The organism is Halorubrum sp. CGM5_25_10-8B, assembly GCF_005435095.1.
Taxonomy (GTDB): Archaea; Halobacteriota; Halobacteria; order Halobacteriales; family Haloferacaceae; genus Halorubrum; species Halorubrum ezzemoulense.
Genome location: NZ_SGTY01000004.1, coordinates 75,013 through 87,532, shown reverse-complemented (window position 1 = coordinate 87,532; position 12,520 = coordinate 75,013). Strand labels below are relative to the sequence as shown.

General features: G+C 70.7%; 10 protein-coding genes. All 10 read left to right on the top strand.

Annotated features, from left to right (window positions below; all coding sequences use genetic code 11):
• The first annotated feature begins 376 nt into the window (after nt 1-376).
• The 10 genes from EXE51_RS04860 to EXE51_RS04815 all read left to right on the top strand — a co-directional run bounded on the left by EXE51_RS04860 (nt 377) and on the right by EXE51_RS04815 (nt 12,510).
• Nucleotides 377-2,104, top strand: a complete 1,728-nt coding sequence (locus EXE51_RS04860) for an ammonium transporter (RefSeq protein WP_176454938.1) — start codon at nt 377-379, stop codon at nt 2,102-2,104.
• Between the two features lie 111 nt (nt 2,105-2,215).
• Nucleotides 2,216-3,553, top strand: a complete 1,338-nt coding sequence (locus EXE51_RS04855) for a glutamate-1-semialdehyde 2,1-aminomutase (RefSeq protein WP_086216037.1) — start codon at nt 2,216-2,218, stop codon at nt 3,551-3,553.
• A gap of 360 nt (nt 3,554-3,913) precedes the next feature.
• Complete coding sequence (locus EXE51_RS04850) at nt 3,914-5,155, top strand: argininosuccinate synthase (RefSeq protein ID WP_094519692.1); 1,242 nt, start codon at nt 3,914-3,916, stop codon at nt 5,153-5,155.
• Nucleotides 5,156-6,664: an argininosuccinate lyase gene (gene argH, locus EXE51_RS04845; RefSeq protein WP_137692108.1), complete on the top strand. Its 1,509-nt coding sequence runs from the start codon at nt 5,156-5,158 to the stop codon at nt 6,662-6,664.
• Nucleotides 6,665-6,957: 293 nt separating this feature from the next.
• A complete protein-coding gene (lysW, locus tag EXE51_RS04840) occupies nt 6,958-7,146 on the top strand; it encodes a lysine biosynthesis protein LysW (protein WP_049932116.1) in 189 nt (62 codons plus the stop codon).
• A 79-nt stretch (nt 7,147-7,225) separates the two neighbouring features.
• Entirely contained in the window at nt 7,226-8,167 is a 942-nt protein-coding gene (gene lysX, locus EXE51_RS04835; protein WP_094494213.1) for a lysine biosynthesis protein LysX, read from the top strand.
• Nucleotides 8,164-9,240 (top strand): N-acetyl-gamma-glutamyl-phosphate reductase, encoded by a 1,077-nt coding sequence (gene argC, locus EXE51_RS04830; RefSeq protein WP_137692107.1) that lies wholly within the window; start codon nt 8,164-8,166, stop codon nt 9,238-9,240. The genes lysX and argC overlap by 4 nt, the downstream gene beginning before the upstream one ends.
• On the top strand, nt 9,237-10,205 hold the full coding sequence (locus tag EXE51_RS04825; protein WP_099289010.1) for an acetylglutamate/acetylaminoadipate kinase: 969 nt from the start codon (nt 9,237-9,239) through the stop codon (nt 10,203-10,205). Before argC ends, EXE51_RS04825 begins: the two co-directional genes overlap by 4 nt.
• On the top strand, nt 10,202-11,329 hold the full coding sequence (locus EXE51_RS04820) for an aspartate aminotransferase family protein (protein WP_137692106.1): 1,128 nt from the start codon (nt 10,202-10,204) through the stop codon (nt 11,327-11,329). Before EXE51_RS04825 ends, EXE51_RS04820 begins: the two co-directional genes overlap by 4 nt.
• Nucleotides 11,329-12,510 carry a [LysW]-lysine hydrolase gene (locus EXE51_RS04815; RefSeq protein ID WP_137692105.1) on the top strand — a complete coding sequence of 394 codons (1,182 nt, stop codon included), beginning with the start codon at nt 11,329-11,331 and terminating at the stop codon, nt 12,508-12,510. The genes EXE51_RS04820 and EXE51_RS04815 overlap by 1 nt, the downstream gene beginning before the upstream one ends.
• Nucleotides 12,511-12,520 lie beyond the last annotated feature (10 nt).

The following is a 12,520-nucleotide window of genomic DNA, read 5'->3' as shown; positions in this document are numbered from 1 at the left end:
GACCCGAATTCGGGACGGAGAGCCCGTGCGACGCCCAAGCGCGGGACGGCGGCGCGGCAATACTCGCCAGAGGGGACCGCGCCCGCCCCGAGAGCGCCGCTCGGCGACGGATCACGCCGAAATAGATAGCTGAGCTACACAACGACCGTCGAGTTCGAGCGCAACAATTGCGGCGGAACCGCGAGAAAAACGTCCTTATATTCCATAGCCACGTCCTTATATCGGACGACCGCCGTATTATCAACCGTGTTTTTTGTGAAACTCAACTCTAACGTTTATGTATAGGCGTTCCCGGGAATCGAAACGTGATTCAGCACATGAACACGAGCGAAGCACGGTTTGAATCGGACGAGCGTTCAGTAGAGGTGGATGAATTGTGACGGGCGGCGTCCTCGCCACGATCGATCCGAGCACGTTCGCGTCCGCGATGAACGGGACGTGGATCCTTGTCGTGACGTTCCTCATCTTCTTCATGCACGCCGGCTTCGCCATGCTGGAGGCCGGGCAGGTGCGGTCGAAGAACGTCGCCAACCAGCTGACGAAGAACCTCCTGACGTGGAGCGTCGGGGTGGCGGTGTTCTTCCTCATCGGCACGGCGTTCACGAGCCTCGTGAACGGGTCGTCGGGGATCGCCTCCGCCGCGGGATCGCTGTACTCCGGCGGCGAACTCGCCGTCGAGTCGGGCGTGGTCGGTCCCTACGTCAACTGGCTCTACGGCGCGGTGTTCGCGATGACCGCAGCGACGATCGTCTCCGGGGCGGTCGCGGGTCGCGCGAAGCTCCGCGCGTACGTCACCTACACGTTCCTCCTGGCCGCGGTCATCTACCCGATGGTCATCGCCTTCACGTGGTCGGCCTCCGGTGACGGGCTCGTCGCACAGCTGACGGGCACCGCGTTCCACGACTTCGCCGGCGGCATGATCGTCCACGGCATGGGCGGCATCGCGGGCCTCACGGCCGCGGCCATCCTCGGGCCGCGGATGGACCGCTACGGGAAGGACGGCTCGACGAACGTCATCCCCGGTCACTCGCTGACGTTCGCCGTGCTGGGGACGCTCGTCCTCGCGTTCGGCTGGTACGGCTTCAACGTCGGCACGGCGTCGGTGGTCAGCGGCGGCGTGTTCAACACGCTGACGCTCAACCTCGTCGCGATGGGGACGACGATCGCGATGGCGTCCGGCGGGATCGGCGCCGCGCTCGTTGTCTGGGCGAAGACCGGGAAGGTCGACACCCTCTACGTCGCCAACGGCCTGCTCGCCGGGCTCGTCGGCATCACCGCAATCCCCGACACCACGGCATGGTGGGGCGCCGTCGTCGTCGGCGGGCTCGCCGGCGCGCAGCTCCCGATCGTCTTCGAGTTCGTCTCGGACAACCTGAAGATCGACGACGTCTGCGCGGTGTTCCCGGTTCACGGGAGTGCTGGCGTTCTCGGGACGCTCCTCTTCCCGTTCGTCGCCGCACCGGGTCAGCTCAGCGCGGGCATCGGCGCCCACTTCGTCGCTCAGCTCGTCGGCGTGGTCATCATCGGCGGCTGGACGATCACCGCAACCGGTGCGGTCTGGTACGTGCTCAAGCTCGCCGGCGAGGCGCGCGTCACCGCCGAGCACGAACAGGAGGGCCTCGACATCTCCGAACACGGCGTCGAGACCTACCCCGAGTTCGGCGGCGACCGCGTCGCGACCGACGGCGGCCCGTCGGTGATCGACACGACCGAGTCCGATGGGGAGTCTCCCCGGGCCGACGGCGGCGCGGCGGCCGGCACGGACATCAAGATGGTCACGGCGGTCGTCCGCCCCGACAAGCTCGGAGACATCAAGCAGGCGCTCGCGGAGATCAACGCCCCCTCGCTGACGGTGACGAACGTCTCCGGTCGCGGCAGCCAGCCCGCGAAGAAGGGCCAGTGGCGCGGCGAGGAGTTCACCGTCGATCTCCACCAGAAGGTGAAAGTCGAGGTCGTCGTGGCCGACATCCCGGCCGACGAGGTCGCGGACGCCATCGCCGACGCCGCGAAGACCGGCGAGGCCGGCGACGGCAAGGTGTTCATCATGCCGGTGGAGGACGCGCTCCAAGTCCGCACCGGTGCGACCGGAACGGAGGCGGTGTAGCGACGCTCCCGGCGGGCAGACACCGCGCACGGATCGACGGACGGACTTTTTTCGGGCGGGCGTGACGGCGGTTCGGCAACTACTTTCAGCCCGCCGACCCAACCGGTCGGTATGAACCACGAGCGCTCGCGCGAGTTGTACGACCGCGCGCTGTCGGTCATGCCGGGCGGCGTCAACTCCTCGGTCCGGGCGACGATGCCGCACCCGTTCTTCGTCGAGCGCGGCGACGGCGGCCACGTGATCGACGCCGACGGGAACCGCTACGTCGACTGGGTGATGGGGTACGGCCCCCTCCTTTACGGCCACGACCTGCCCGACCCGGTGGAGGCGGCGGTCCAGTCGCACGTCGCGGAGGGACCGATGTACGGCGCGCCCACGGAGATCGAGGTCGAACACGCCGAGTTCGTGGCGCGGCACGTCCCGAGCGTCGAGTCGATCCGCTTCGTCAACTCCGGCACGGAGGCGACCGTCTCGGCGGTCCGACTGGCGCGCGGCCACACCGACCGCGACAAGATCGTCGTGATGCGGGGCGGCTACCACGGCGCGCAGGAGTCGACGCTCGTGGAAGGGTCGCCGGGCGACGCGCACCCGTCGACGGCGGGGATCCCGGAGGCGTTCGCCGAGCACACCTTGCCGATCCCGTTCAACGACCCGCAGGCGGCGAAGGAGGTGTTCGCGGAACACGGCGACGAGATCGCGGCCGTCCTCGTCGAGCCGATACTCGCCAACAAGGGGATCGTGATGCCCGTCGACGGCTACCACGAGACGCTGCGGGACCTCTGTGACGACCACGGCTCGCTACTGATCTTCGACGAGGTGATCACCGGGTTCCGGGTGGGCGGCCTCGGCTGCGCCCAGTCGAAGTTCGGCGTCACCCCCGACGTGACGACGTTCGGGAAGATCATCGGCGGCGGCTTCCCGGTCGGCGCGATCGGCGGGAAAGCGGAGATCATCGAGGGGTTCACGCCCGCTGGCGAGGTGTTCCAGTCCGGCACCTTCTCCGGGCACCCGGTGACGATGGCCGCCGGGAAGGCCGGGCTGGAGTACGCGGCCGAAAACGACGTGTACGAGCACGTCAACCGCCTCGGTCGGCAGCTCCGGGAGGGGATCGCCGAGATCTGCGCCGAGCGCGCGCCGGAGTACACCGTCGTCGGCACCGACTCGATGTTCAAGACGGTGTTCACCCGCGAGGCGCCGGACGACGTCGACGCCTGTTGCGCGGGCGGCTGTCGGCAGGACCCGGACTGCGCCCGGTACGACTCGTGCCCGAAGACGGGCGCCGACGTGGCCGACGCTGCGACCGACCGCTGGGAGCGGGTGTTCTGGCAGAAGATGAAAGACCGAGGCGTGTTCCTCACCGCGAACCAGTACGAGTGTCAGTTCACCTCCTACGCGCACACGGAGGAGGACGTCGAGACGACGCTCGAAGCGTACCGCGAGGCGCTGTAGACCGGGCGACCGGCGATTTCCGGGCCGTCCGGCAAACCTTGCGCGCGCCGGGCGGTGCGGAACAGTTTTATATCGGAGATCGGTACATACACGCGATGACCGCAGTGGCTCGTCTCGACGCCGCCCTTCTCCGAGGCCGACGAGCCCTGCGACCGCGACGAGATGTCCGACCGCCGCGACCGGCTTCCGGCGCGGCGCGACGACGAGGCCCTTCGGGCCAGTAATCTTCATCCCTCGTCGCGTTCGCGCCGTTCCGTTCCGGAGAGTCTCGACTATCGTCACCGCGAGCGGCCGCGCTGTCTTTTTCTTACAATCTTGAAACCGCTGAATTTAAGACCGTAGGCCGGGTGTACTCTGGTAATGACGAGCGTTGCACTCGCGTTCAGCGGGGGACTCGACACCACGGTCTGCGTACCGCTGCTGAAAGAGGAGTACGGCTACGACGAGGTCATCGGCGTGAACGTCGACGTCGGCCAGCCCACCGAGGAGTTCGACGAGGCCGAGGAGACCGCCGAGGCGCTGGGGCTCGACATCCACGTCGTCGACGCGAAGGATGAGTTCGCGGACCTCTGTTTCGACGCGGTGAAGTCCAATGCCAGCTATCAGGGCTACCCGCTCGGGACCGCCCTCGCGCGCCCGGTCATCGCCGAGGCGATCCTCGGCGTCGCCGAGGAGCAGGGCTGTGACGCCATCGCCCACGGTTGTACGGGGAAGGGGAACGACCAGCTCCGGTTCGAGGCCGTCTGGCGCGGCTCCGATCTTGAAGTGATCGCCCCCGTGCGCGAACTCGGCCTCACCCGCGAGTGGGAGATCGACTACGCCGCGGAGAAGGACCTGCCCGTCAAGGCCGGCGACGGCGGCGTCTGGTCCATCGACGAGAACATCTGGTCGCGCGCGGTCGAGGGCGGGAAGCTGGAGAACCCGAACTACGAGCCGCCGGAGGACATCTACGAGTGGACCGCCGAGCCGGAGGGCGAGACCACCATCGAGGTGACGTTCGAGGAGGGGATCCCCGTCGCCGTCGACGGCGAGGCGATGGACCCCGTGCCGCTCATCCAGCACCTCAACGAGCACGCCGGGGGGTACGGCGTCGGCCGCACCGACGTGATGGAGGACCGCATGCTCGGGCTGAAGGTGCGCGAGAACTACGAGCACCCGGCCGCGACGGTCCTGCTGACGGCCCACCAGGCACTCGAAGATCTCGTCCTGACGAAGAACGAGCGCTCGTTCAAGAAGGGGATCGAGCAGGAGTGGTCGGAGAAGGCGTACGAGGGGCTCGTGTTCGCGCCCGTCGTCGACGCGCTGAACGCCTTCGTCGACGAGACGCAGGACGTGGTGACCGGCACGGCGACCGTGAAGGTGTCCGGCGGCGACTGCCGCGTCGTCGCCCGCGACTCCGAGTACGCCGTCTACTCCGAGGAGATGGCCTCGTTCAACACCGAGGACGTCGCCGGCATCGCCCAGTCGGACGCGACGGGCGTCGCGAAGTACCACGGACTCCAGGAGCGCCTCGCCAACGACGTGAAGGCGAGCGTCTCGAAGCCCGAGCTCGCGACGGACGGGTCCGGCGAGACGGACGGGTCCGACGCGGACGATAACTAGATGACCGACGACGATCCCGACGCGAGCGACGCGGACGAGGCGGCCGGCGGTGACGACACCGCCGTCCGGCGCGAGCGCTTCAGCGGCGGACCCGCCCGCGAGTTCCTGTCGAGCCTCGCGGCCGACGCCGCAATCTTCGAGGCGGACCTCGCCGTCGACCGGGCGCACACGGTGATGCTCGCCGAACAGGGGATCGTCGACGGCGGGGTCGCGGGCGAGATACTCGCCGCGCTCGACGAGGTGGAGGCCACCGGCCACGGCGCGCTCCCGGACGGCGAGGACGTCCACGAGGCGATCGAGACCGCCGTCATCGACCGGGTCGGCCCGGACGGCGGCCGGATGCACACCGCCCGCTCGCGCAACGACGAGGTGGCGACGTGTATCCGGTACCGGCTGCGCGAGGACCTGCTCGACGCCGCCGAGGCGACCGTCGCCGCCCGGGAGGCGCTCGTCGAGGTCGCCGAGGAACACGCGGAGACGGTGATGCCGGGGTACACCCACCTCCAGCCGGCACAGCCGACGACGGTCGCGCACTACCTGCTGTCGTACGAGGGCGGGCTCGCGCGCGACACGGAGCGGCTCCTGGACGCGTACGACCGCGTCAACCGGTCACCGCTCGGCGCGGCCGCGTTCGCCGGGACGCCGTTCGACGTCGACCGCGACCGGACCGCGGAGCTGCTCGGCTTCGACGGGACGGTCCGCAACTCGATGGACGCCGCCTCGGCGCGCGACTTCCTCGCGGAGACGGCGACGGCGCTCGCGACGCTCGCGACGACGCTATCGGGGCTCGCCGAGGACCTGATCGTTTTCTCGAACAAGGGGGTCCTCGGGCTGGCGGACGCGTACGCCTCGACCTCGTCGATCATGCCCCAGAAAAAGAACCCCGACACGCTGGAGCTGACCCGCGGCGTCGCGGGCGACGCGATCGGGGAGGCGACCGGTACGTTGAGCCTCCTGAAGGGGCTGCCGCGGGCGTACAACCGCGACCTCCAGCGCGCCCACGCGAGCGTCTTCGATATCGCCGGCGACGTGCGCGAAGCGACCGAGATCGCTGCGGGCGCGGTCGCGACCGCCGAGTGGGACGCGGACGCGCTCGCGGCCGCCGCGGGCGAGGGGTTCTCGACGGCCACGGGGGTCGCCGACCTGCTCGCGATGGCGGGCCTCCCGTTCCGGACCGCCCACGAGATCGTCGCGAGCGCCGCCCCCGCGGTCGGAGACGGCGACGGCCCAGCGACCGCCGCCGCAAAAGTTGACGAGGCCGCACAGGCGGTACTGGGCGAGTCCCTCTTCGAGCGCGTGTCCCGCGACGAGGTGGAACGCGTCCTCGATCCGGCCGCGAGCGTCGCGAGCCGCGACTCCGCGGGCGGCCCCGCGCCGGAGGCGGTCGCGGCGGACCTGACGGCCGCGACCGCAGGGATCGACGCGGACGCGACGGCGCTCGACGACCGCCGCGAGGCGCTGGCGGCGGCGGCCGAGGCGCTCGACGCGGAGGTGGCGACGTATGAGTGATCGTGGGACCGACCGCGGTGGTCGCCGCGGGCGGACACCGAACCGGCCGCCGCCGCCGAACCGACCGCCGCAGCCGGACCGACTGCGACGACCGCCGCGACCGGGGGTCGACCGACGACCCCCGGTCGCGAACTCGTCTCCGCGAGGGGACGAACAAGTAACTAGGATCTGATAGTCCGGTTCGTCCGGGCGCTTTCGGCCGCTCTCGAACCGATAGCCGGTGCTTTAGCTAGTGTATATTTTTTGGTAAGTTCGGAAGATTTATAGTATCGAGTCACCCAGAGTGGAGTACGATGACAAGCGACACCGACACGCTGACCGCGGAGGACCCGATCGCGGGCGAGGAAATCGAGATCCCGGCCGACGTGGAGGTCGGCGAGATCATCGACAGTCCGGTCACGGGGACCGAGCTGGAGGTCATCTCGCTCGACCCGGTCGTCTTGGAGGAGGCGCCAGAGCTCGAGGAGGATTGGGGCGAGTAGATGGCGACGACCGCCGCGGCCGCGACACCCGAGTGGTCGACATGCGCGTGAACACCGACCCGAACGGAGGGGAATCGACGTGCGCGTAGGCGTCCTCTACTCGCGGATCCGGAAAGACGAGAAGCTCCTGCTCGGCGAGCTCCGCGAGCGGGGCCACGACGTGGCGAAGATCGACGTGCGCAAGGAGCGGTTCGGCCTGGACTCGACGACGGCCGCCGTCGACGACCTCGACCTCGTGGTCGACCGCTGCCTGTCGACGAGCCGGTCGCTGTACGCGACGCGGTTCCTCGACAGCTACGGCGTCCCCGTGGTGAACGGCCCGGAGACGGGCGACGTCTGCGCCGACAAGGCGAAGAACTCGCTCGCGCTCGCCGAGGCGGACGTGCCGACCCCGGCGACGGAGGTCGCGTTCACGACGGAGGCCGCCCTAGAGGCGATCGAGTCGTTCGGCTACCCGTGCGTCCTCAAGCCCGTGACCGGCTCGTGGGGGCGGCTGATGGCGAAGATCGACTCGCGGAACGCCGCCGAAGCGATCTTGGAACACAAGGAGACGCTCGGCCACTACGAGCACAAGGTGTTCTACGTCCAGGAGTTCGTCGACAAGCCCGGCCGCGATATCCGCGTGCTGGCGGTCGACGGCGAGCCGGTCGCGGCGATGACGCGCTCCTCGGACCACTGGCTCACGAACGCCGCGAAGGGCGGCGAGACGGAGCCGTTCGAGCTCGACGAACGCGCGACCGAACTCGTCGAGAAGGCCTCGGAGGCCGTCGGCGGCGGTATGCTCGGCGTCGACCTGATGGAGGTGGGAGTCGAGGCGGAATCGGACACCGCCGAGACCGGCGTCGGCGCGGACGGCGACGGCGCGGCCGACGACTATACCGTCCACGAGGTGAACCACACCGTCGAGTTCAAGGCGCTCGACGCGGCCACCGACGTCGACGTCCCGGCGCGGGTCGTCGACTGGCTGGAGGCGAAGGCGACCGAGCTGGCCGACGGAGCCGTCGCGGGGGCCGACGCGTGACCGTAGACGCCGAGGCCAGCGGCGCGGCCGCCGACGCCTACACCGCCAGCGTCGTCGGCGGCACCGGGTTCACCGGCGGCGAGCTGCTGCGGCTCCTCGCCGGCCATCCGAACTTCGAGGTCGTCCAGGCGACCTCGCGGTCGGCCGACAACATGACCGTCGGGCGCTCGCACCCGAACCTGCGCGGGCTCGATCTTCGCTTCTCGGACCCCGAAGACCTCGAATCGGTCGACGTGCTGTTCGCGGCGACGCCGCACGGCGTCTCGATGGAACGCATCGACGAGTTCACCGAGGCCGCCGACACCGTGGTCGACCTCTCGGCGGACTTCCGGCTCCCCGAGGCCGACGCCTACGACGAGTGGTACGACGGGCACGAGTCGCCGGAGTACTTGGAGCGCGCGGAGTACGCGCTCCCGGAGATCAACCGCGGGAACCTCCCCGGCGCCGACCTGATCGCCGGCGGGGGCTGTAACGCGACCGCGACGATCCTCGGGCTGAAGCCCCTCGTCGACGCCGGCGCGCTCGGTCCCGAGAGCGGCGAGGTCGTCGTCGACGTGAAGGTCGGCTCTTCGGAGGGCGGCGCGGGCGGCGGCGCGGCCTCCTCGCACCCGGAGCGCTCGGGCGTCGTGCGCCCGTACGCCCCGACCGGCCACCGCCACGAGGCGGAGATAGAGGCGTACATCGGACTCTCCGTCTCCTTCACGGTCCACGCGGTCGACATGGTCCGCGGCGCGAGCGCGACGTGTCACGTCTTCCCCGACGAGCCGGTCTCGAAGGGGGACCTCTGGGGCGCGTACCGCGACGCCTACGCGGACGAACCGTTCGAGCGGATCGTCTCGGGCGGGGGCGGCGTCTACCGCTACCCCGAGCCGAAGGCGGTCGCCGGGACGAACCACGGCGAGGTCGGCTTCGAGCTCGACCCCGGCAACCGCCGTGTGGTCGTCTTCTCGGCGATCGACAACATGATGAAAGGCTCCGCCGGGCAGGCGGTCCACGCGGCGAACGTCGCCCTCGGACTGCCCGAGACGGCGGGCCTCGAGTTCGCCGGGCTCCACCCGGTGGGTGCGCCGTGACGGGGAGTGGTTCCGAACCGGCGGCCGAGCCGCCCGTCGTCGTCAAGGTCGGCGGCGCGAAGGCGGTCGACCCGGCCGGCGCGGTCGGCGACGTCGCGCACCTCGCGGCCAACGGGCGCCCCGTCGTCGTCGTCCACGGCGGCTCGACGGTCGTCGACGAGACGCTCGAACGGCTCGGCATCGAGCCCGACTACGTCGAGTCCGCCTCGGGCGTCACCGGGCGGTTCACCGACGCGGAGACGATGGAGGCGTTCGCGATGGCGATGGCCGGCAAGCTCAACACCGAACTGACGGCACAGTTCCGCTCGGCCGGAGTCGACGCGGTCGGCCTCTCCGGGGTCGACGGCGGCCTCCTTGCCGGGCCGCGTAAGTCCGCGGTCCGCGTCGTCGAGGACGGGAAGCGGAAGATCCGGCGCGGCGACCACTCCGGGCGGATCGAGTCGGTGAACGCCGACCTCCTCGCCGGCCTCCTCGACGGCGGCTACACGCCGGTCGTCTCGCCGCCGATGGCGGGCGACGAGGGCGACGGCGAGGTGACGGCGGTCAACGCCGACGCCGACCGCGCGGCCGCGGCGGTCGCGGGCGCGCTCGACGCCGACCTCGTCCTCCTGACCGACGTGGCGGGCGTGTACGCCGACCCGGACGACCCCGAGACGCGCATCGACGCGGCCGCGACGCCCGACGAGTTGGCGGCCGTCGAGGACGCGGCCGAGGGGTTCATGGGCAAGAAGGTGATGGCCGCGAGAGAGGCGCTCGAAGGCGGAGCGGGCCGCGTCGTGATCGCGGACGCCAACGTCCGCGACCCGGTCGTCGCCGCGCTCGGCGGCGAGGGGACGACAATCGAGCGGGCGGCGCTCGGCGGCGACGGAACAGCGGGGGGAGACGACGAGGCAGCGGACGGCCAAACCGGAGAGGCGGACGGCGACAGCGGACCCGCCGAGCCCGACGGAGGTGAGACCGCGTGAGCGGCTTCGTCTTCTCGGAGAAGCCGATCGGGATCGCCTCGGGAGATGGGGTACACCTCACCGACATGAACGGCACGGAGTACCTGGACTTCGGGGCCAGCTACGCCTGTACGCCGGTCGGCCACTGCCACCCGGAGGTCGTCGACGCCGCGACGAGCCAACTGGAGGAGCTGCTGTACGTCCAGGCGTCGTACCCGCACGCGGCGCGGACGGCGCTGTACGAGCGGTTGGCCGAGGTCGCGCCCGTCGACGTCGACAACGTCTGGCTCTGTAACTCCGGGACGGAGGCGAACGAGGCCGCGCTGAAGTTCGCCCGGCACGCGACGGGCCGCGAGAAGATAATCGCGACCACGCAGGGGTTCCACGGCCGGACGATGGGGACCCTCGCGACGACGTGGAAGGACAAGTACAAGGACGGGTTCGGCCCGCTCGCGGGCGGCGTCGAGTTCGTCGAGTACGGCGACGCCGAGGCGATGCGCGAGGCGGTCGACGGGGACACCGCCGCGGTCATCTTGGAGCCGCTCCAAGGCGAGGGCGGGATCAACCCCGTCCCGACCGAGTACCTTCAGGCTGTCCGCGTCGCGACCGCCACCTCCGGCGCGGCGATGATCCTCGACGAGATCCAGACCGGGCTCGGGCGCACCGGAGACATGTGGGCCGCCGACCGCCACGACGTGGTACCGGACATCCTCACGACCGCGAAGGGGCTCGGCAGCGGGCTCCCGATCGGCGCGACGCTGTGTCGCGACTGGATCGCCGAGGACTCGGGCGATCACGGCTCGACGTTCTCCGGCGGGCCCGTGGTGTCGGCCGCGGCGGGCGCCACCCTTGACGTGATCGAGCGCGAGGACCTCCCGGCCCACGCCGAGGCGGTCGGGAACTACCTCCGCAGCGAGCTCCGCGACCGCCTCGGCGACGACGTGCGCGACGTGCGCGGCGACGGGCTGATGGTCGGGATCGAGGTGCGCCGCGGGTCGAACCGCCTGCTGCGCGACCTCGCCATCGACCACCAGATCCTCGCGCTGCCGGCGGGGCGGACCGTGCTGCGCCTGCTGCCGCCGCTGACGATCGAGCGCGAGCACGCCGACGCCGTCGTCGACGCGATAGCCGAGGTGGTCGGCTGATGGCGGCCGGCAAGGAACAGGATCGGGAGGGCGGCGAGGCGGCCGACGACGCCGCGGCCGGCGGCACCGACGTCGTCGCCGGCGGCGGCTACCCCGCGGCCTGCGACACGCCCACCCGGAAGCTGCTGTACGACATGGTCTCGATCCCCTCGCCGTCGCGCAACGAGGAGCGGGCGGCCGAGCGCCTCGTCGACTTCTTCGAGGCGAACGGCCGGGAGGCGTGGATCGACGAGGTCGGCAACGTCCGCGCCCCGGCGAACGACGCCGTGCTCCTCACCTCGCACGTCGACACCGTCCCCGGCGACATCCCTGTCGAGGTGCGGCCCGCGCCGTCCGAGGACGAGCTGCCGGAGCCCTCCGACGTCCGCGTCGGCGACCCCGGCGACCCCGTGTTGTGGGGTCGCGGGTCAGTCGACGCGACCGGACCGCTCGTCTCGATGGCGGTCGCCGCGGTGAAGACCGGCGTCTCCTTCGCGGGCGTCGTCCGCGAGGAGGTCGACTCCGGCGGCGCGCGCCACCTCATCGGCGACCGCGACGCGCCGGAGGCGGTGGTCAACGGCGAGCCGTCGGGCTGGCAGGGGATCACGCTCGGCTACCGCGGCCTGCTCGAGGGGACGTACGTGAACACCAGCGAGTCGGGCCACTCCTCGCGGCCGGAGCCGAACGCGATCCAGCACGCGATCGACTGGTGGCACGGCGTCGAGAAGGCGTTCACGCCGGACGACGCGGAGACCGCCGTGTTCGACCAGGTGACGACCAAGCCCATCTCGGTCGACGGCGGCCTGAGCGACGACGGCCTCGCCGTGGAGGCGACAGTGGACGTCCAGCTGCGGATCCCGCCGTCGCGGCCGGTCGACGAGATCCACGAGCTCGCGGAGGCGGAGCTGTCGACCGGCACCGTCCGCTGGGGCGAGCCGATGCCGCCCGTGATGGAGAGTCCGCGGACCGACCTCGCGCGGGCGTTCCGCGTCGCGATCCGGTCCGCGGGCGGCGACGTGCGCCTGCTCCGGAAGACCGGCACGAGCGACATGAACCTCTTCGCGGCCGCGTGGGACTGCCCGATGGTCACCTACGGGCCCGGGAACTCCGACCTCGACCACGCGCCCGACGAGCGGCTCCCGCTACCCGACCTCGACCGCGCCGTGCGCGTGCTGACCGAGGTCTGCCGCGAGCGACTGTAACCCGACGCAC